15 protein-coding genes are annotated in these 20,635 nt (G+C 67.6%); 13 read left to right on the forward strand and 2 right to left on the reverse strand.

Features of this window, described 5'->3' with window-relative positions; all coding sequences use genetic code 11:
* Positions 1-76 precede the first annotated feature (76 nt).
* From PKD89_RS02695 to PKD89_RS02735, 9 genes are all read left to right on the forward strand, one after another.
* Positions 77-1,729, forward strand: coding sequence for a CDP-glycerol glycerophosphotransferase family protein (locus tag PKD89_RS02695; RefSeq protein WP_324332259.1), 1,653 nt, complete (start codon positions 77-79; stop codon positions 1,727-1,729).
* Positions 1,730-1,762: 33 nt separating this feature from the next.
* Positions 1,763-3,517, forward strand: a complete 1,755-nt coding sequence (argS, locus tag PKD89_RS02700; RefSeq protein WP_289011320.1) for an arginine--tRNA ligase — start codon at positions 1,763-1,765, stop codon at positions 3,515-3,517.
* A 2-nt stretch (positions 3,518-3,519) separates the two neighbouring features.
* Positions 3,520-4,527, forward strand: a complete 1,008-nt coding sequence (locus tag PKD89_RS02705; RefSeq protein ID WP_324332260.1) for a DMT family transporter — start codon at positions 3,520-3,522, stop codon at positions 4,525-4,527.
* Positions 4,524-6,113: a sulfatase-like hydrolase/transferase gene (locus tag PKD89_RS02710; RefSeq protein ID WP_289011322.1), complete on the forward strand. Its 1,590-nt coding sequence runs from the start codon at positions 4,524-4,526 to the stop codon at positions 6,111-6,113. The genes PKD89_RS02705 and PKD89_RS02710 overlap by 4 nt, the downstream gene beginning before the upstream one ends.
* A 226-nt stretch (positions 6,114-6,339) precedes the next feature.
* Positions 6,340-7,080, forward strand: a complete 741-nt coding sequence (locus PKD89_RS02715) for a ParA family protein (protein ID WP_324332271.1) — start codon at positions 6,340-6,342, stop codon at positions 7,078-7,080.
* Positions 7,081-7,180: 100 nt separating this feature from the next.
* Positions 7,181-8,446, forward strand: a complete 1,266-nt coding sequence (locus tag PKD89_RS02720) for a magnesium transporter (protein WP_289011323.1) — start codon at positions 7,181-7,183, stop codon at positions 8,444-8,446.
* A gap of 260 nt (positions 8,447-8,706) precedes the next feature.
* Positions 8,707-9,606, forward strand: coding sequence for a 3'-5' exonuclease (locus PKD89_RS02725; protein WP_287379964.1), 900 nt, complete (start codon positions 8,707-8,709; stop codon positions 9,604-9,606).
* Between the two features lie 81 nt (positions 9,607-9,687).
* The gene (locus PKD89_RS02730; RefSeq protein WP_287379963.1) at positions 9,688-10,875 is read left to right on the forward strand and encodes an acyl-CoA dehydrogenase family protein; all 1,188 of its coding nucleotides are present in this window, start codon (positions 9,688-9,690) and stop codon (positions 10,873-10,875) included.
* A 62-nt stretch (positions 10,876-10,937) separates the two neighbouring features.
* The gene (locus PKD89_RS02735) at positions 10,938-12,017 is read left to right on the forward strand and encodes an acyl-CoA dehydrogenase family protein (protein ID WP_289011324.1); all 1,080 of its coding nucleotides are present in this window, start codon (positions 10,938-10,940) and stop codon (positions 12,015-12,017) included.
* 91 nt (positions 12,018-12,108) lie between these two features.
* On the opposite strand, the gene PKD89_RS02740 is transcribed toward PKD89_RS02735, so the two are convergent.
* Positions 12,109-13,329 carry an acyl-CoA dehydrogenase family protein gene (locus PKD89_RS02740; protein ID WP_287379961.1) on the reverse strand — a complete coding sequence of 407 codons (1,221 nt, stop codon included), beginning with the start codon at positions 13,327-13,329 and terminating at the stop codon, positions 12,109-12,111.
* Positions 13,330-13,457: 128 nt separating this feature from the next.
* Here PKD89_RS02740 and PKD89_RS02745 point away from each other — a divergent pair, with 128 nt between their 5' ends.
* From PKD89_RS02745 to PKD89_RS02755, 3 genes are all read left to right on the forward strand, one after another.
* Positions 13,458-17,333 carry a hypothetical protein gene (locus PKD89_RS02745; RefSeq protein ID WP_324332262.1) on the forward strand — a complete coding sequence of 1,292 codons (3,876 nt, stop codon included), beginning with the start codon at positions 13,458-13,460 and terminating at the stop codon, positions 17,331-17,333.
* Between the two features lie 157 nt (positions 17,334-17,490).
* Positions 17,491-17,964, forward strand: a complete 474-nt coding sequence (locus PKD89_RS02750) for a hypothetical protein (RefSeq protein ID WP_289011326.1) — start codon at positions 17,491-17,493, stop codon at positions 17,962-17,964.
* A 124-nt stretch (positions 17,965-18,088) separates the two neighbouring features.
* Positions 18,089-18,280 (forward strand): thermonuclease family protein, encoded by a 192-nt coding sequence (locus tag PKD89_RS02755; RefSeq protein WP_289011327.1) that lies wholly within the window; start codon positions 18,089-18,091, stop codon positions 18,278-18,280.
* 331 nt (positions 18,281-18,611) lie between these two features.
* On the opposite strand, the gene PKD89_RS02760 is transcribed toward PKD89_RS02755, so the two are convergent.
* Complete coding sequence (locus PKD89_RS02760; RefSeq protein ID WP_289011328.1) at positions 18,612-19,949, reverse strand: transposase; 1,338 nt, start codon at positions 19,947-19,949, stop codon at positions 18,612-18,614.
* Between PKD89_RS02760 and PKD89_RS02765 the strand changes: the two genes are divergently transcribed.
* The gene (locus PKD89_RS02765) at positions 19,939-20,634 is read left to right on the forward strand and encodes a lamin tail domain-containing protein (protein WP_289011329.1); all 696 of its coding nucleotides are present in this window, start codon (positions 19,939-19,941) and stop codon (positions 20,632-20,634) included. The two genes, PKD89_RS02760 and PKD89_RS02765, sit on opposite strands and share 11 nt — an antisense overlap.
* Position 20,635: the final 1 nt, after the last annotated feature.

Genomic DNA, 20,635 nt, shown 5'->3' on the forward strand with positions numbered 1-20,635 from the left:
GCCCGGCAATCTATCGGCGCCCCGCCCCGGGCTTAACCGGCGTCCCTCGGCCCATTCGGGCCTACGCTGGGGGGTCATGGCCCGCATCACCTCCCTCGGCCGTCGTGCGGCCCGGATCGTGTCCCTGCGCCGCTCGGCCGCCAAGGCGCGCCGGGGCGAACCGGACCCCTCGGCGTCCGGACCCTGGGCTCGAGCGCACCTCGACGGGGGGTCGGGGCTGCTCTCGATCGTGCTCGAGTCGACCGAGCCCACCCAGGTGCGCCTCCGCCAGAGTGTCGCTTCGCTGACCGCACAGTTGGATCGCGTCGACGCCCGCACGCACCGGCTGACGCTGGGGGCCATCGAGCGCTACGGCACGATCACACCCTTACGGACCGGCATCTGGCGACTCGAGGCATTCACGCCACAGGGTTGGTTCCCGGTGCTCGCCAGCGAACCGACCAAGGGATCGGTGTCCGACAATGCCGGGGCGGTGAACTACCGGCTGTACTCCACGCCGGCCGGCTTGGAGTTGCACAGCATCAGCAAGCAGCGCTTCGACCAGCGCTGGGAACCAGTTCAGAAGTATCGAGCGGCTCGCCTGCCCCGCAAGGCCTCAACGCGTCCGGTGGAACGGTCGGTCGTCTACGAGTGCTTCTGGGGCCAACAGGTGAGCGGCAACCCTCGTGCGCTCATCAAGCCGATCCGCACCCGACTGCCGGGCATCGTTGAGTACTGGGTGATCGACCCCGGTTCCACCTACGCCCCTGAGGGAATGTCGCCGCTTGTCCGCTGGAGCGCCGAGTGGTACTCCGTGCTGGCATCGGCTGGTCTGGTGGTGAGCAATGCAGCCCTCCCGAGCCACTTCCAACGCCGCTCTGGGCAGACCGTCCTCCAGACCTGGCACGGGACGCCGCTGAAGCGGCTTGGGCTCGACATGTTGACCTTCGAACACATGGGCGCCTCATACACCGAGAACCTCCGGACCAGATCCGCTCAATGGAGCCTGCTGCTGGCACCCAACGAGCACTGCTCGGAGGTGTACCCCGGAGCGTTCGACTACGACGGTCAGCTGCTGGAGGTCGGCTCCCCACGCAACGACGTGCTCGCCAGCGGCCCAGACCCCGACACGGTGCAACGGATCCGATCCGGCTTGAGTATCCCGGAGGGTCACAGGGTGGTGTTGATCGCCCCGACGTTTCGCGACGGCGCCCACCAGAGCGGCGGTGCAGCCGCCGTCGGGCACATCGACCTCGACCGCCTGTGTCGGGCGCTCGGCGATCAGGTCACGGTGCTGTTCCGGGCCCACAATTGGATCTCGGCCACCGACGCTCCGGTGGAACACCCCAACCTGTTGAACGTCTCCGACTACCCGGACATCGCAGACCTGTACCAGGTCGCCGACCTGCTGGTCACCGACTACTCCTCGGTCATGTTCGACTTCGCTGTCACCGGGCGCCCCATGGTGTTTCACACACCGGACCTGGAGCACTACCGCGACGAACTGCGAGGCTGGTACTTCGACCTGCAGGCGGTCGCTCCCGGCCCGATCACGCGCACCGCCGACGAGCTTTCAGCGGCCATCGCCCACGGGCTGGCCGTCGGCGCACCCGGCGAGTACGCCGAGCGGTACGAAGCGTTCGTCCAACGCTTCAACGCCTGGGAGCGCGGCGATGCGTCCCAACGGGTGGCCGACGCTCTCGTGAAGGCTTCGGTGTTCGACGCCGTCTCACCCAAAGATTCACTTTGACCGCAGGCCTCGGTTCGACGGACCATCGCGACCATGTCCGATCCCGCCGTGGTGCTCACCCAACGTCTCGTCGCAGCACTTGGGGAGGTTTCCGCTGACGCTGCAGGGACCGACCCGGTGGTGCGTCCCTCCGACCGGGCCGATTTTCAGGCCAACGGAGTCATGGGGCTGGCCAAGCGGCTGGGGACCAACCCCCGTGAGCTGGCGCAGCGGGTGGTCGACGCAGTGGACCTCGACGGCATTGCCTCGATTGAGATCGCCGGACCGGGGTTCCTCAACCTGACCCTCGACGATGACTTCCTCGGCCGGGCGATCGGTGAACTGATCGGCACCGATGATCTGGGCCTCGCCACCGCCGAGGACCACCAGCGAGTGGTCATCGACTACTCGGCACCCAACGTCGCCAAGGAGATGCACGTTGGCCACCTGCGCTCGACGGTGATCGGCGACGCGCTGGTGCGCATCCTCGAGGCACGCGGCGACACGGTGATTCGCCAGAACCACGTGGGCGACTGGGGCACCCCCTTCGGCATGCTGATCGAGCACCTGATCGACCTGGGCGAGCAGGGTGCGATCGCCGAGCTGGCCCTGGGCGACCTCAATGAGTTCTACCGCCAGGCCCGGGTGTCCTTCGACGGCTCCGAGGCGTTCGCCGGCCGGGCACGGGCCCGGGTGGTGGCGCTCCAGGCGGGCGACCCCGAAACGTTGCGACTGTGGCAGATCCTCGTCGACCTGTCGGCGGAATATTTTCAGTCGGTGTACGACCGCCTGGGCGTGCGGCTGACCACCGACGACCTGGCCGGCGAGTCGATCTACAACGATCTGTTGTCCAACGTGGTGACCGACCTGGATGAGGCGGGACTGCTTCAGACCTCCGGCGGCGCTCGTTGCGTGTTTCCCGAGGGCTTCACCAACCGCGAGGGTGAACCCCTGCCGCTGATCGTGCAGAAGGGGGACGGGGGCTACGGCTACGCCACCACCGACCTGGCCGCCATCCGCTACCGGATCGACGAGTTGAAGGCCGACCGCATCCTCTACGTCGTCGGTACCACCCAGGCCGAGCACCTGGCGATGGTATTTACGGTGGCCGAGGCGGCCGGCTGGTTGACCGACGCCACCGAGGCCACCCACGTGGCCTTCGGCTCCGTGCTCGGCGAGGACAACAAGCTGATGAAGTCCCGCTCCGGGGAGTCGCTCAAGCTCTCCGACCTACTGGATGAGGCGGTCGCCCGGGCGGCCGCGATCGTCGAGGAGAAGAACCCCGACCTCGACGATGCCGAACGGGCCGAGGTGGCCCGGGCGGTGGGCATCGGCGCAATCAAGTACGCCGATCTCAGCTCGGACCGCACCCGGGACTACACCTTCAGCTTCGACCGCATGCTGGCCTTCGAGGGCAACACTGCGCCCTACCTGCAGTACGTGGTGGCGCGGGTGCGTTCGATCCTGCGCAAGGCCCGGGCGGAGGGGGTGGCGGTACCCGGCGAGAACGGAGCAGTGCTGCCCGGGATCGTCGGGGTGGACGAACCCGCCGAGCGGGCGCTCGCGCTGGCGCTGGTCGCGTTCGAACGGGTGGTCGCCGACACCGCCCGATCGGCCCAACCCCACCGCCTGTGCACGTATCTATTTGAACTCGCCCAGGCGTTCACCCGCTTCTACGAGGCGGCGCCGATCCTGAAGGCCGCCACCGAGGCTCAGCGACACGACCGGCTGGCGCTGGCCATCGGCACCGAGCGGGTCATGGTGCGCGGCCTTGGCCTGCTCGGCATCGACGCGCCCCAACGGATGTAGCAATGACGGGTCCGGTTTCGTCCGGCGGCGACCAACCTCGGGCGGATAGCGGTGACCCCGCCCCCGGCGGCTCGGGTCAGGACGCTGAGCCGACACCAACCGGGTTGAGCGCAGCCGTGCTGGCGGTGTCGCTGTGGGGAGGCGGCAACGTGTTGGTGGCCGCGGTGCCGATCGACGGGCTCAGCCTGGCCTTCCTCCGGCTGTGGCTGGCCTTCGCGCTGTACGCCGGCGTGATGCTGTCCAGGGGCGTGCGGCTGCGCCGTCACCAGTTTCGAACCGTCCTGATGGGCGGATTCTTCTTTGGCGCCGACCTCATCACCTTCTACCTGGCGCTGCAGTACACCAGCGTGGCCATCGCCGTCACCGTCTCGGCGCTCCAGCCGGTCGGGGTGCTCGCGGCCGCCGCCTTGCTCTTCGGCGAGCGGGTCACCCGCACCCACCTGATGCTGGGCACGGCGGCGGTGGTCGGCGTGATGATGGTGGTGCTCGGGGCCGGCGGCGACGGCGCAGCCACGCTGACCGGCAACCTCTGGGCGGTCGGTGCCCTTATCTGCTGGGCGGGTTACTTCATCGGCTCAAAGTCGGCCCGACGTCACGTCGACAACTTCGCCTACCTGGTGTGGATCAACCTGATCGGCGGCGTGATGCTGACGCCGGTGATCGCCATCGTCGGGCTGGACGCGGACCGGGCAATCTCGTGGTCGGGCCTGGGCTGGGTGGCACTGATCGTGGCGGTGCCCGGCAGCGGCCACGTCATCATGAACTGGGCGCATCGCCATACGACGCTGACCTCAACCAGCCTGCTGACGCTGGCCATGCCGGTGATCTCCACAGTGCTGGCAGCCCTGTTCCTCGATCAAGGGGTGGTGGCTGTGCAGGTGATCGGCATCGCCATCACCCTCGCCGCGCTGGCGGCGGTGACGGCCTACAACGCCCGCCAGCCGGCCGTGCTTCAGCGAAAGGCCCCGCAGGGTAGCGATCGCCACCCTGGTTCTAGGGTGACGCCGTGACCGATTCGCTCCCATCCGATCGCCGCTCCCCCAGGCCGACTCGACCGAACGTGTTGCTGGTGACCTTCGACCAGTGGCGCGCCGATCACCTGGGCGCACTGGGGTGTCCGCTGCCGATCACTCCCAACGTCGACGCTCTGGCCGCCGGGGGCGTGACGTTCGCCAAGCACCACACGGCCACCGCCCCCTGCGGCCCCAGCCGTACGTCGATGCTCACCGGTAGATACCTGATGGGCCACCGGGTGGTCAACAACGGAACACCCCTAACCGCGGAGCTGCCGACCCTGCCCAAACTGATGTCCGAGGTCGGCTACGACCCGGTGTTGTTCGGCTACACCGACACCACCCTCGACCCCCGATTGCTCGCCCCCGACGACCCACGCCGCACCAGTTGGGAGCAGCCCATGCCCGGTTTTCGGGCCGGCGCGGCCACCGGCGACGATGTCGGCGTCAACGTTGACACGGCCGCCACCGCCTGGTTGTCGTGGATGGCCGACCGCGGGCACCCGTTCCCCGACGTGTGGTCGGCCTACGGGGTGGCCGACCTGGCCGAGCCCGCATCGGCGCTCGCCGAGCATCCCGCCCCGTACCCGGCCGAACTGTCGCCCGCCGCCCACCTGACCGAGGCAACGATCGACTACGTGCGGGGACGTCGCCAGCCCTGGTTCGCCCACGTCACCTACCTGCAACCGCACCCGCCCTTCGTGCTACCCGAAGAGTGGTTGGGCCACATCAACCCGGCCGACGTCGATGAGCCCAACCGGCTGGCCGATCGGGCCGCCGAGTCCATCATCCATCCGCTGTTGGCGGCCTTCCTGTCCATCCCCCAGCTGACCGAGCCCGACGACTGGGGCAACGCCCGCTGGCGCGCCACCTATGCATCGATGGTCGCCGAGGTCGACGACCAGTTTGGTCGGCTGCTCCGGGCGCTTGAGGCCGACGGGCAGGCCGACGACACGCTGGTGATCCTTACTTCCGATCACGGGGAACAACTGGGCGATCACTGGCTGCGCCACAAGCTGGGGTGGTATCCCGAGAGTTTTCACGTGCCCCTCGTCATGCGCTGGCCGGCGGCGCAGCGGTTGCACCCCGACGGCGCGGTTCCGGCCGCCGGGAGCGTCGTCGACTCCTTTACGGGCCACGTCGACCTGCTGCCGACCGTGCTCGACGCCGTGGCGTTGGCCGACGGCTCCGGCCCGGTCAGCGCAGAGCTCGATGCGCAGATGGATGGTCACTCGCTGCTCGGGCACCTCCGTGGCAAGGCGACGGCGCCGCCGCGCCGGGCCGCGTTCTGGGAATGGGACTTTCGCGATCCCCAGAACCGAATGCCCGAAGCCGCGTTGGGGTTGGGCTTGGAGGACTGCTCGCTGGTCGCCCGGCGCGACGACGACTGGCTGACCGTCGCCTTCTCCGGCGCGCCGGCCATGCCGCCGCTGGCCTTCCACCTGGCCGAGGATCCGGGCTGTCGGGTCGACCGCTCCGACGATCCCGACGCAGCGCCTGCACTGCTGGCGGCCACCCGGGACACCCTCACCTGGCGGCTTCGCAACACGCGCGGCCCGCTGGTCAACCGACTGGCCCGATGAGCGTCCGGCCTACGCCGTCACCTCCGAGCCGTCTCAGCGATCCCGTGGCCGCGTTCAACCCTATGGTGGCCCTATGAACGTCGGCGCCCGGAAGCTGGAGTCCCACCTCATCGGCCGGCCCGGAGCAACTATCAACACCGGGTACATCCCGGTGATCGGCGGCTGAGTGTTGCGACGTTTTGGGTCGCGAGCGGCGGCGGCGGGCCCTAAGGTCGGGCGAGTGAAAATGCTGGCGTTGGCGTCGATGAAGGGCGGGGTGGGCAAGACCTCGACCTCGGTCAACCTGGCCGCCCTGGCGGCCGGCACCGGTCTGCGCACGCTGCTCTGGGACCTCGACCCGCAGGCGGGTGCCACCTGGCGGGTCGGGGTCGATCCCGAGCCGGTGAACGCCGCACGCACCGTGGTGCGGGGTCGGCGGGACGTCGCTCGACTGGCCCGCCACACCCGGGTCCCCGGCCTGGCCGTGCTGCCGGCTGACGACACCCTGCGCAGCATCGACATCGCCATGTCGGAGAAGCGCCATCCCGCCCGGGTTCTCTCCAAAACAATCGACCGGTTGGCGGACGCGTACGACCTGGTCATCGTCGACACCCCGCCGGGGCTCACCGTCGTCATGGAGAACCTGATCGAGCTGGCCGACCTACTACTCGTCCCCGTGGAACCCACCCCGCTGGCGTTGCGAACCCTGGGCCAGCTGCAACACTTCGTCGGCGAGCGCTCCACCAACGTGCCGGTGGCTGCCTTCTTCTCGTTGCTCGACGAGCGCAAGGTGGCCCAACGCCACCTCCACGCCGAGTACCGGGCAACCGATCCCGTTTTCCTGACGACGTCGATTCCTCACTCCACCGCAATCGAGCGGATGGGCGCCGAGCGGCTTCCCACCGTCGTCACATCCCCCAGCGCCCTGGCGTCGCGCCGCTACCGGGCCCTGTGGGGCGAGGTGGCCGAACGGCTCGACCTGGTCTAGCCGTTCCAGCCTCCGGGTCGATTTCCACAGCTGCCTAGACTGGGGGCCCGGCCGCCCCACATGCGAGCCATCGACGCAAAGGACCAACGATGGCGGACCCGTGTCCTCCCACCGACAGTTGCGCCGGCGTTCCCTGGCCGCCGGCCGTCGCCTGGTCGACCTCATCGGGCCGACCAGCGATGCGGCGCGCCAAAGCCTGACGGCGCTGGGGTTCAACTCCACGTCCAGCTTCATCGCCGGTTTGATCCTGGCCTCGGCGCTGGGCACTTTTCAGCGCTACCCCACCCTCCTCACGTTGGTGCCGGCCGCCATCGGGCTGCGCGGCAACGTCATGGGCAGCATGGGCAACCGGCTTTCGACGGCGATCCACACCGGCACCTTTTCGGTGTCCTTGCGGGGCGGCTCGGTGCTGGGCCAAAACGTCACCGCTTCGCTGGCGCTGTCGTCCGTGCTGTCTTTTGCGTTGGCGGTGATCGCTGCGGTGGTGGGCCGCGCGTTCGGGTTGGAAGGCAACATCAACCTGGGTCAGCTGGCGATGGTGTCGATCGTCGGTGGTGTCGCTGCCAGCGTGCTGGTCTTGATCGCCACCGTTGGTCTGGCCGTCCTGGGGGTTCGACGCAACTGGGACCTCGACAACCTGGTGGCCCCCTCGGTATCCACCCTGGGCGACGTGATCACCGTTCCCATGCTGTTCCTGGCCAGCCTGGCCCTGAAGTGGCCAACCGTGGTCACGACGATGCTCGGCTGGGTTCTAGCGGCGGCATCGGTGTTGTGGTTTGTCGTTGCGCTGCGGTCCCGCCTGCCGGTTCTCGCCCAGGTGTGCCGGGAGTCGGCTCCCATCCTCGTCGTGGCGGCGGTGCTCTCGACGATGGCCGGCGTCGTCGTCACCAAGCAGCTTCACGCGTTCGTCCTGGTGCCGGCGCTGCTCATCCTGGCGCCGGCGTTCGTCTCCAGCGCCGGTGCGCTGGGCGGCATCCTCAGCTCCCGGCTGGCCACCAAGCTGCACCTTGGACTCGCCGACCCGGACGTGATCCCCGGCCCCGAGGTCCGCCGAGACATCCTGACCACCTGCGCCATCGGCATTCCCGTCTTCCTCTACAACGCCGTCGGGGCGCAGTTGCTCGGACGTTTGACCGGCCAGGCCGGCCCAGGGCTGATTCCCATGGTGGTCGGCACGCTGACCGCCGGCATCGTGGCGTTGGCCGCCGTCGCGGTGCTCGCCTACTACGGCACGATTGCCGCCTGGCGGCTCGAGGTCGACCCGGACACCTACGGCACGCCGACGGTGACCGCGTCGATGGACTTCATTGGCGTGGTGGCGCTCGTCGTCGCCTTCAGCGCGTTCGGTTGGATCGCCACCGTGTAACAACGAATCTCCTTCATCGGCACGAGTGCTTCGTTACGGTGCCGCCAAGGGGCAAACATTGCTCACAACGCGACCGGGGGGAGAGGCGATCGCGGCGACCCGCTGGTCGTGGGGGCGGACCCTTCTCCGGCATTTTCACCTGAGCGCCAACCGAGGCGCACTGGTCGGTCCGATCCGCTTCAGCCTCGATCACCGCGCCACCGATCGACTGTGCGCCGATCTCACCTTCGACGTCACTACCGATCCGTAGGGTCTGTGGGGTGGGGACCAAAACCAGCTACCCGATCCGACACCATCACCGTCTGGGAGCGACACGCAGCACCGCGCTGGTCGCCGCAGCAACGATGCTGGCCGCCATGCTGGGCAACGCCGTAGTCGCTGGCTGGTCCCGCCGACGAACAATCTCAAACCGCCCCGACACTCCACCCACCGAGCCCGCACCAAGCGAAGCGGCAGAGCCAAAGCAAAGCAGAGCGGCGGGGACGGCAGCGGCCATCGCAGCAGCCGCCCTCGCGATCATCTGGCTGCGACGCCCGGCCGGCCGCCGGCGGCGCCCCATCCTCTTCGCCGTCGTCGACACCGAGACCACCGGGCTCGACCACACCCTCGATCGGGTGATCGAGTTGGCGGTTGTCCATGCCGATGGACTCGGCGCCCTGACCGACACCTTCACCTGGCGCACCCGACCCGAGGACGGCCGACACGGGGCCGAGCACATCCACCACATCAGCGAGGCCGACCTGGCCACCGCTCCGCCGTTCTCCGCAGTCGCCGACGAGGTCAGCAACGCGCTGCGCGGCCGGACGCTGGTGGCGCACAACGCACCCTTCGACACCCGCTTTCTGTCTCGCGAATACCGGCGGGCCGGGCGGCCCATCCCCGCTCCGCTCCTGCGACCGTTGTGCACGCTGGAGTTGGCATCCCGCTTGAGCATGGCCCCCCTTCGTCTGTCCGAGGTGGCGCGGGCCCTGGGTTCGCCTCAACCCGGCACGGCGCATCGGGCCGCCGACGACGCCGTGGCCACCGCCCAGTTGCTCGCTCCTCTGCTCAACCGGGCCGGCATCGCCCAAGCCAGCGAGCTACCGCTCGTGGACGGCAGCGCGCCGCGCTCCGCCTCGCTCCGCAGCTCGCGCCCGGCCGGTCGACGCTCCGCAATCTGACGACCCGTCAGCTCTTGGTAACCTGCCCCCGAGCACGGCCGGCCGGTTGCCCAATTCCGCCGGCGCCGCCCGGGAGGCCCCATGGATCTGGAGTTTACGACCGAGGAGCGAGAGTTCCAGGACCAGGCTCGCACCTGGTTGCGCGAGCACCTCCCGACCGAGGCGCGCCCACCGATGGGGCAGCCGATGCGCGACTTCGATCTCGCCTGGCAGCGCACGCTCTACGAGGGAGGATGGGCGGGCATCAACTGGCCAAGCTCCTACGGTGGCCGGGGTCTCTCCGACATCGAGCAGATGATCTGGTACTCGGAGTTCGCCCGGGCCGATCCCCCGTTCACGCTCAACAACAGCTGCACCTTCGTCGGCAACAACCACGGCGGCCCGACGATCATGGCGTCGGGCTCCGACGAGCAGAAGGCCGAGCACCTGCCCCCGATCCTGCGCGGCGAGGTGGTGTGGTGCCAGGGTTTCTCCGAGCCAAACTCCGGTTCCGACCTGGCCAGCCTCTCGACCAAGGGCGTCGTCGATGGCGACGAGCTGGTCGTGACCGGCCAGAAGATCTGGACGAGCTACGCCGACGTGGCCGACTACCAGGAACTGCTGGTGCGCACCGACCCGACCGCCCCCAAGCACAAGGGCATCTCGTGGGTGATCTGCGACATGTCCACGCCCGGCATCGAGGTACGCCCGATCGACACGATGGCGCACCACACCGACTTCGCCGAGGTGTTTTACGACGAGGTCCGCATCCCGCTGACCAACGTGGTCGGTGAACTCAACGATGGCTGGCGGGTAGCGATGAGCACGCTGAGCTTCGAGCGGGGCACCGCCTTCATGGCCGACCAGATCGAGCTGGCCGCCACCGTCGAGGAGCTGATCGTCGAAGCCCGCAACCGCTGCGACGCACGCGGCCGGGCCCGCATCGACGATGACGAGATCGCTCGTCGTCTGGCCACCGCTCGGGCCGAGGTTGCTGCCCTGCGATCGATGACGGTCGCTGGCATCAGCCGCACCCGGCGATCCGGCATGCCGGGGCCGGAGGGTTCGCTGATTCGAGCGTTCCACGGCGAGCTCCACCAGCGGGTGTACCAGCTGGGTATGGAGATCATCGGAACCGACGCGCTGGGCCTCACCCCGATCGACGGCGACGGCAACTGGACGGGCCCATATCTGCAGAGCTTCGCCTACACGATCGGCGGTGGCACCACCGATATCCAGCGCAACATCGTTGGCGAGCGGGTGCTCGGCCTGCCCAGACCACCCCGCTGAGGCTCCGGCCTCCTCCGCCCCTAGCCCTACGCACCCCGACGAACTGTTCGAGAGGACCCCCAGTGGACCTGCTTCCCACCGATGAACAAGCCGAGATCGCCTCGACCGTGCACAACGCGCTCGAGGCCGCCTTTCCGCTCAACGACCGCGACCGTTTCGATGTGATCGGAGCGCAGGAGACGTTGTTGTCCGGCGAGCGACCCGGTGGGGGCGATCCGCTCATCGACGACGCCCGCTGGGCCGGTTTCGGGGAACTGGGCTGGTTCAGCCTCGGGCTCGCCGAGGCCGACGGAGGCGTGGGTTACGGGCTGGCTGAGGAGGTGCTGTTGGCGGAGGAACTCGGTCGCCAGGTGGCGCCCGGCCCCTTCGTCGCCCAGATCGTTGCCTCCCGTCTGGCCGCCGCAGCGCAGCTCGATGCCGCAGCCGATCTGGCGGCTGGCACCCTCCGGGCGGCATGGGGCGAACCGGTGGTGTCCACCGAGGGTTCACCCGCCGTCATCGGCGACCGAACGACCGCCGACCTGTTGGTCCAGCACGCCGAAGGCGCTGCTTGGATCGTGGTGGTCTCAGGCGACGAGGCCGTCCTCATTTCGAGTGAAGACGTCGAGGTTCTCGCCGACGTCGCCCCGCTCGATCCGTCAACCCCGCTGCGACGGGTTCGAGCCAACGCAGTCATCCCAGGTGCGAGCGACCCGTCGGGAGCCACCGCCCGTTGGGCGACCACGTTGGTGTCCGCACAGATGGCCGGCCTGGCCGAGGCCACCTGTGCGATGTCGGTTGAATACGCCAAGGAACGCGAGCAGTTTGGGCAGCCGATCGGCTCGTTTCAGGCGGTGAAGCACCGCTGTGCCGACATGGCGGCCCGAGCCGAGGCCGCCATCACCCAAACTCGATGGGCCGCACTCACCGTCGACGCTAGCGGACCCGACGGCGCATTCGAGGTGGAAGCCGCTCGCGTGATGGCTACACGTGCCGCTCTCACCAACTCTGAAGTGAACGTGCAGAACCACGGCGGGATCGGCTTCACCTGGGAGCATCCCGCCCACCGCTACGTCACCCGGGCACGGCTTCTCGAGCTCACCGGCGGTTCGTTGGCCGATCACCAAGCGAAGCTGCTCACCGCCCCCACTCCCGCAGGCTGAGACGCTCCCGACTACGCAACCCCTCCCAACTGGGGAGCCCGGAGTGCCGTCCGGGCGCGCTCTGAACTCCCGACTTGGCAGCGTCCGAGCGTCAGCTGCGGGGCAGGTTCTTGAACACCTCGGTCTTGTCGGGCCGGGGCTCGGCAGGTAGCTCAAGCACCCGGTCGCCGATGATGTTGCGCTGCACCTGATCGGTACCGCCGCCAATCCGTGGGGCCCACTGCGACAAGAAGACGCCGGTGTACACGCCTCGGTTGGGATCACTGTCGGACCACAACGTGCCGTTGGGCCCCTGCAGACCCATCAGCACGTTACCGACGTCCTCGTAAAACGCAGAGACGGCGAGCTTCATCACCGAACTCTCCGGCCCGAGCGGATCGCCCCGAGTGATCGCCGTGCGCACCCGGTAGCCGAGGAAGCGAAGCAGCTCGAGCCGGGTCCACAGCCGAGCCAGATCCTGGCGATCGAGCGGACCGGCGCCACGTTCACGCGCAAGATTCATGATTTGAGGCCACTCGATCATGCCGCCCCCACCGATCGCCGACCGTTCGAAGTTCAACATGGTGAGCGCGACCCCCCACCCGGCATTGAACCCTCCGAGGAGGGCCCCGGCCGGCACCCGCACCTCGTCGAAAAACACCTCGTTGAAATGCACCGCTCCATCGATCTGGCGGAGTGGTCGCACCTCGATGCCTGGCGAGGACATGTCGACGAGGAAGGCGGAGATGCCACGATGCTTGGGGACGTCCGGATCGGTGCGGGCCAGCAGAATTCCGAACTCGGCCAGGTGCGCGCTGGTGGTCCACACCTTCTGTCCGGAGACGATGTACTCATCCCCGTCGGCGACGGCCCGAGTCGCCAACCCGGCGAGGTCAGACCCCGCTCCTGGCTCCGAGAACAACTGGCACCACATCTCTTCGCCCCGCAACAGGGGGCTGACGAAGCGCTCCAGCTGCTCGGGTGAGCCGTGGGCCATCAACGTCGGGCCGACCATGGCGAGCCCAACCTGGAAGTAGCGTGCCGAGACGTCGTAGTGGGCCTCCTCCTCGGCGAAGAGAGCGGCCAGATGCGGGCTCAGGCCCCGACCCCCATGCTCGATGGGCCACGACGGTGCTCCCCAACCGCCGTCGAGCTTGGTGCGCTGCCACGCGGCGGCCCGGGCCCGATGCTCGCGATCGGCGGCGATGCTGGCCGGACGATGGTTACCCAGATGGGAGCTGTCGTGGTCGGCTCGCCTCGTGGCATGAGCGTCCAGAAAGCGGCGAGCCTCCGACCGGACGGCTGCTTCTTCCGGGGTATCGTCGAAATCCACAGGATCGCCTTTCGGGAACAACTGGTCGTGCCCGATTACCGGCACCGTCTCGGGCTCCGGCCAAGAGTTGGTCGGAAGACACGATGGCCGCCGGATCGATGCTGATTCGGGGAGTACAGTTTGACATCGTGACTGAGCGGCGCCCGTACTCGAGCTCCTTCGAGACCGATACTTCGGATCAGGCCACCGCGGACGAGTTTTTTTCGGAGGACGAGCCGACGCCACCGCAGGGCACCGATGTCGTCGACCTGCCCTTCGACGTACCCCCTATGCCCGACCGGTCTGTCCTGCAGCCCCCCGAGGTGGTTCCCCACGAACGGTCCGATGGTCCGTCCAGCGAGGACACCGCCGTGCTTCCGGTCGTCAAGGTTGACTTGGCTGCGGACGCCGAAGGCCCCTTGGAGGATCTACCGGTACCCGCCGGAAGAATCAGCCCGATCAACCCGATCAGCCCCGATCCGCCGGACCCGTCGGCGTTTGCCAGAGAAGACCCCAGCGGTTCGCCGAGGCCAACCGAGGCGTCGACACCTACCGGACAGATCGATGCGCTGACCCCGGAAGCGATCGCCGCCTTCGCCTCAGCGACCGACGACTCTTCCGGTCCTTCCGAACGGGCCAACCAGCACGGCGTGCTCCCCAGCGACGCTGACCCGACTGCGGTCACCACCGTCGTCGACGCCGTGCTCGCTGAGGATGATCTCGCTCCCCTTGACCCCGACGACGGCGCCCAGACGCCCCCCACCATCGGCCAACCCGAACCGGATGCTGAGGCCGGGCGGCCGCCCGTCGCTCCGACCCGGAAACCAGCAGCGCCCGCCACGGCCGAGTTTTCCATCTCCGACATCCCCTCCCAGGGCGAGCCCGATCGAGCGGGGGACACACCGCTGCCTCCCCCGTCCTTGGGCAACGAACCGTGGCGGCTCGACGAGGACGCGCCGCAGCCCGAGACCGCCCAGATCGAGGCCGTCGAGATCCAGCCCGTCGAGCCTGAGACCGCCCAGATCGAGGCCGTCGAGATCCAGCCCGTCGAGCCTGAGACCGCCCAGATCGAGGCCGTCGAGATCCAGCCCGTCGAGGTAGAGGCTGTCCAACTCGAGGCCGCCGATCTCGAACCTGCACGCATCGAGGGCGTCGAGCCCGGCACCATTGACCTCGAATCGGACAAGATCCAGTCCGACGAGATCGAGTCCTCGGAAATCAAGCCCGAGATCGAATCCTCCGAGATCGAGAACGAGTCGTTCAAGTTCGAGTTCGAGTTCGAGTCCCTCGAGTTCGCAACCGTCGAGCCCGAAACCACTCAGTCCCGGGCTGAACCGCCCAAGGTCGAGGGTCCGAACGACGCAACGGCCCCCCCGAAACAACGTGGCCTGTTCAGACGTCGACGCGATCGTCGTCGTGCTGCGCTCAACGAGGCGGCCGATCGGGGGCGGCTGGACGCCGTTCGCGAGAAACCGACGACCGAGGACGAGCCGGTCTTCATCTCTGCCAGGGAACCGTTGTTCACCGAGCCCGAGCCGGACAGCGCGCCAGCCGACGAGCCGCGCCCCCGCCGGAATGTCACGCTGCCGCCCGACATCACCCCACCCGACTCGTGGGTCGAACCGACCCAAGCGGAACCAAACGAGCCGCTAGACGGGCCAACGGTGGCAGCTACGACACCGTTTGACACGGACGAAGGCCTCTTCGCCGATCGACTGCCGCCGTCTGACAGCCCCGCTAGGCCCAACCACGAGGAGACGATCGGTTGGAGGAGCGACGAACCGGAGACGGCGCCTTTGGGGCAGCGCTTCGATCTCTTCAAGGAAGAACACGAACCGCAGGTCGATCCTGAGGACGAAACCACGCCGACCTCCACGGCTGAAGCGATCACCGGCCCACCGACCGAAGCCGAAGACCATGTCGACACCGAGACCGAGAATCACGCCGACCCCAGCCCGATAGCCGACCCCGTTCAGCAAGTCGACACCGACGCCGGCCCGCCAACCGAAGCCACCCAGCAAATCGACACCGACGCCGATCCAACGACCGAAGCCGAAGACCACACCGTCACGGCCGCCAACATCGGGGACGACGACACCGGCCCGCCGATCGAAGCCACCCAACAGATCGACACCGACACCGGCCCACCGACCGAAGCCGAAGACCATGTCGACACCGAGACCGAGAATCACGCCGACCCCAGCCCGATAGCCGACCCCATTCAGCAAGTCGACACCGACGCCGGCCCGACCGAAGCCACCCGGCAGATCGACGCCGGCGTCGACACCGGTGACGCACAGGACGACGGCCCCCCGACCGACACCGAAGACCACACCGCCACTGACCACGACATCGGTGACCACGACATCGGTTACGGCGACATCGGTCCGCCGAACGGAGCCATCCAGCAGACCGACACGGACACCGACACCGACACGGACACGGACATTGGTGACGACGACACCGGCGCGCCGACCGAAGCCACCCGGCAGATCGACGCCGGCGCCGACACCGGTGACGCACAGGACGACGGCCCCCCGACCGACACCGAAGACCACACCGTCACTGACCACGACATCGGTGACCACGACACCGGCCCGCCGACCGAAGCCACCCAGCAGATCGACACCGACACCCCCGATCCCCACCCGGTCGACGACGATTGGGTTTCCGAAGGGGCTGACGGTGGCTGGAGCGAACTCGATCAGGCCCATACCGACCACGACGAGGATCCCGGCAGCGAGACGGATTCGAACCTCGTGCTCTTTCCAGACGAGTTTCCGCCGCTGCCGCTCGACGATTCCAGCCCTTCGGCAGCGGGGCTCACCTCCGAGCTCAACACCGATTGGGCGAGCATTCCCCTCGACGATCAATCGGCGTTGGATTCACCGGACAACCTTTCGCTGTTCACCACCGACGAACCGCCCAGCTCGGATGCCGACCGCCTCGACCCCCAACCACGGTTCAGGACCGACTCCGAGTTCTTCAGCTTGGAAACGATGCTGGCCGGGCTACCCGAACCGGATGAATCCGCCGGCCTCCCGCTGACGTCAGATCGAACCGATGTCGCGCCAGACCACCAACGCGATCGCACCCCCGACCCAACCGAGTCGGTCGCCACCACCCGGCCGCCGGCTGATGACTTCGTCGAGCTCCCGGTGCCGTCAGGTCAAACCGACGTCGTGCCAGAACACCATCGCGATCGCGCACCCGACCCGACCGAGTCGGTCGCCGTCACCCGGTCGCTGGCAGACGACTTCGTCGAGCTCGCCGAGCTGCCTGAGGAACCCGGGAGGTTGCTCGAAGGAGCGACGACCAGACCTACCCCCAGGGATGACGTCTTTGGCGAGCTCGCCGAACTCGATGACCGTTTCATCGACGATCGCACGGACGACGAACCCGATGAGGACCGGGTCGGCGAACGGGTCGAACGTCACGATTGGTGGGACTACGACGACACAACCCAACGCAACGACGACCGCGGTGGCTTTCGTGCAGCGGCCAACGCCACCGAGGCGGTCGACCTCAATGGTACCGAGCAGATGCGACTCGAGGCCTCGGACCTGGCCGCGCCACCCACCTCTACCAAACCGAGCGACCTGGATGCGCTCGACGGGCCCGATTCCGACGCCTACGAGGCAGCGCTGTACGCGTTCTTCGACGCCCCCAACCGGGATGAACACAGCGCCGATGAAGCCGGCGACAGCGAGATCGACCCGGAATACGACGACGGGCCGACGCCGAAGGCTCGGGGCAAAGGTGAGCGCAAACGCAAGCGCTCCAAGACTCCGAAGGCTGAGGACACCTCGCCGGTCGAGACCGACCTTTTCGTCGAGGACCAGGCGTTGGTCGAGGACGATCGCGACGACGTCGACCGATGGGTCGAGGGCACGACGGACACCCACGCCGACTGGCTGGAGCGATCCAAACGATCGACCTTCGCCAACCTGTTGGGCCTCCTGATCGCCTTGACGGCCGTCATCGGCGTCGTGCTGGCCACCATATGGGTCGTCAGCAACATCTAGACCGGCGCAGCGGTCGCTACCGCTGTGCGATGACACGGCTTCGGCGCTGCTGCTTCGTCACGGCGTCGAGCAGGGCGACCCACTAGCGTCTGGCTCGCCCCCGCCCGAAGATCCACTCACTCCTTCAGGGACACAAATGCGACGTTGGACCACCTTGATGATCAGCGCCGTCTTTGCGACGAGCATGTGCCTGAGCGGCTGCGGAGGATCGATATCGAAAGAGGACTTCGCGTCCAACTTCGCCAAATCGACCGGCAGCCAATCGTCCCTGAGCGAGGAACAGGCCATCTGTATCGGTGAGAACATCTACACCGAGGCCGGTGAGGAACAAATCACCGAGATGGACGGCCAGCTCAGCGAAAGCACGACGATTCCGAAGGAGCTCATCGCACCGGTCGCCAAGGCCGGCCCTCGATGTGCCGGAGCCGGCGACGTGTTGAGAGAGCAGCTGGAGACCCAGGACATCACCGCCGAACAGGTGGATTGCATCGTTGAGGCGATCAACAGCGATGAGGAGCTGAACCAGCAGGTCTGGGATGCACTCGCCGCTTCCTACGGTGGCGACCAGTCCAAGGCCGCTGCGCTCAAGGAAACGATCGCCAAGACCGCCACGTCCTGCGTCGTCGGCTGAGGCCCATCTCCGCTCCTCGGCATCACCACGCCCGCGCCACCCGCCTTCGCATTGTGGTGGCCTTGCTCACGGCGAGACCGGTCCGGTCGACCGTCCCGAAGGTCCCGTTGCATCGGTGGCCGGGGTGACCGATGGTGACACGCTGAGCGTTGAGGTCGATGGCACACTCGAGCGGGTGCGCCTGATCGGCATCGATGCCCCCGAGCACGGTGAGTGCCTGGCCGACGTCGCCTCCGAGCGGCTGACAGAACTGCTGTCCGGGGGCAAGGTGCGCCTAGCCGCGATCCGGCACGTTTCTTTGTTGGTGGCGGTCTGAAGCCTGTTTTGGTGTGATGGCGGGTGGGTGTGGGTGTGCTGGAGTGCTCGGGGTGGGTTTGGGTGTTGGTGGCTGCCTGTTTGGTGAGGTGAGGGCCATTCGGGCTGGTCTGTGGGGTCGGTGAAGCAGCCCGGCGGGGTGTTCCCGGTGGGCGACAGGTTGCTCGGAGCGGCTGGCGGTCAGATCCGGAGGGGTGTGGGGGTGTTCATGGTGCGGAGTCGTCGTCCGGCGGTGCGGAGGTGGGGGTTCCATGGCCAGTGTTGGGGCCAGAGGGTCCAGGTTTGCCGGTTGCGGACGCGGAGGATCGCCGGTGTGGCGAAGAGGCAACGTCTCAACTTTTTGGGGTGGGCGTGTTCGAACTCGGTGCCGGCGAGGAGGTCGAGTTGGAACCAGCGGCAGAGGGTGTGGGCCCAGCCGACCAGGTCCAGACGCGGTTGCGGGCGGTGTCGGGGAACGGGAACCGCTCCAGGCCGGTGGTCTTGAGCCGTTTGATGTTCTCCTCGACGTGGGCGTGTTCGCGTTGGAGCCGGTCGATCTCCAACGGGCTGTCGTCGGGGAGGTCGCAGATGATGATGGTGTGACGCCAGCCGTTTGTGTCGAACATCCGCTGTTGGGCTCCGGGGTGTAACGGTTCGCGTCGGATGACGATCCGGGTGCCTGGCGGGTAGTGAACATCGAGGTCGTCTTTGGGTCGCTTCTTGGGGCCGACCCATTTCGCGATGGCCGGGTAGTTGGTGACCTCGACCACCTGCGCAGCACGGGCGTCGACGTCAGGATCGTTGCCGTCCAAGTCGACGTTGTGGGGTCGCAAAGCGTTCTCCCAGCCGGTGTTCTCATCGAATCCGAGGATCACCGAACTCAAGATGTTGTTCGACCGTCCGGTCACACAGAACCGCAGGTTGCGGTTCCACATGTCCCACAAGAATCCGAGGGTGTGCCCGGCCGAATCGGAACGAACGAGGATCTCGTTGGCCGCGTCAGCAGCCATAGCCCCGGGGCGATGGGACCGGGCGACGGTTGCGGGGAGCGCGTCGAGGCCGGCGTCGATGATCCCAACCAGATCCGCAATGGTGTTTGCGCCGGCGTTGCCGGGCCGGTGCTCAACGGCGAGGGCTTCGCCGGAGCAGTCAGCGAAACACGCGACCGGGTGGAACCCGAACCCTCGTTTGTAGTTGCCCTTGGCGTCTTCCTTCTCCGAGTGCACACGGGTGAGGGTGGCGTCGATGTCCAAGGTCACCCGACGGCCGGGATTAGACCAGCCGTGCTCTGCCCACACCTGGGTGCGGACCTGCCGCATCACGTCGTCGATGGTGCTGGTCGACCCGGGTGTCTCCGCGAAGTCGGCGACCATCCGCCGGAACGTCGTGTCTGAACCAACATCACCCAACACGCCTTCGGCGGCTTGGAGCATCCCGAGGTCGGTGCAGCAATCCCCTCCGGCGTTCAACATCAACAGGCTATGGACCAACAAGCCGCCCCGGTCAACGACCGGTATCCCCGGTCCCCGATAGGGCACAGCGTCTGCGAATCCGCCGGTGAGCCCAAGCCGGTCGGCGTACTCGGCGACCGGTCCCAGCCCGCCCAACGCGACGATCTTGTCGGTCTCATCGTCGCCGTCATAGCGCACCGATTCCGACGCGCTATGTTGCACCTGACAGATGCGTTCCATCCCAGCCTCCTTGTGGTTCTCAACACCCTCAAGTTTGCTGGAACGGAGCGCATTTGTCGCGTCCGAACCCAATTCTTCACGGTCTCAGCGTGCCGGATCGAGGCTAGAGACCGACACCACCGATCGCGATCGATACGGCCGCCTACTGCGCTACGTCTACGTCGGTGACACCTTCGTCAACGAGGTGCTGGTCCGCGACGGGTTGGCGATCGCCCGCCGCTACCCTCCCGACGTCGCTCGTGCTGACGCGCTGGCCTCGGCCCAGGCCCAGGCCGACGCAGAGGCTGCGGGTCGTGGCATATGGAACCACCGCGCCTTAGCCGACGCCGCAGGGCTTGAGCTGTCGGCGCTGCCGGCCGATCCACCCGGCGTCGACAATGACGACCTCAACGGCGAATGGGTGGAACTCACCAACACGGGCCACTCGACCATCGACCTGACCGGATGGGGTCTCAAGGACGAGTCCGCGTCGCACCGCTACGGGTTCCCCGACCGCTTCGAACTGCCGGCGGGGGCCGCCGTGCGCGTGGCCAGCGGATGTGGCACCGACCGGGCGGACCACCTGCACTGGTGCATGTCCAACTCGGCGGTGTGGAACAACTCCGGAGACACAGCCTTCCTCCTCGACCCAAACGGCAACATCTTCGACACGTATCGCTACGACGCCACCGGGAGCCGCCGCTGAG

Source organism: Candidatus Neomicrothrix sp., from assembly GCF_035329545.1.
In the GTDB taxonomy this organism is placed as follows: Bacteria; Actinomycetota; Acidimicrobiia; order Acidimicrobiales; family Microtrichaceae; genus Microthrix; species Microthrix subdominans.

Coding starts and splice junctions, on each gene's coding strand:
- PKD89_RS02715 (WP_324332271.1), top strand. CDS start 6,340: ATGCTGGCGTTGGCGTCGATGAAGGGCGGGGTGGGCAAGACCTCGACC.
- PKD89_RS02760 (WP_289011328.1), bottom strand. CDS start 19,949: ATGGAACGCATCTGTCAGGTGCAACATAGCGCGTCGGAATCGGTGCGC.
- PKD89_RS02730 (WP_287379963.1), top strand. CDS start 9,688: ATGGATCTGGAGTTTACGACCGAGGAGCGAGAGTTCCAGGACCAGGCT.
- PKD89_RS02695 (WP_324332259.1), top strand. CDS start 77: ATGGCCCGCATCACCTCCCTCGGCCGTCGTGCGGCCCGGATCGTGTCC.
- argS (WP_289011320.1), top strand. CDS start 1,763: ATGTCCGATCCCGCCGTGGTGCTCACCCAACGTCTCGTCGCAGCACTT.
- PKD89_RS02765 (WP_289011329.1), top strand. CDS start 19,939: ATGCGTTCCATCCCAGCCTCCTTGTGGTTCTCAACACCCTCAAGTTTG.
- PKD89_RS02705 (WP_324332260.1), top strand. CDS start 3,520: ATGACGGGTCCGGTTTCGTCCGGCGGCGACCAACCTCGGGCGGATAGC.
- PKD89_RS02750 (WP_289011326.1), top strand. CDS start 17,491: ATGATCAGCGCCGTCTTTGCGACGAGCATGTGCCTGAGCGGCTGCGGA.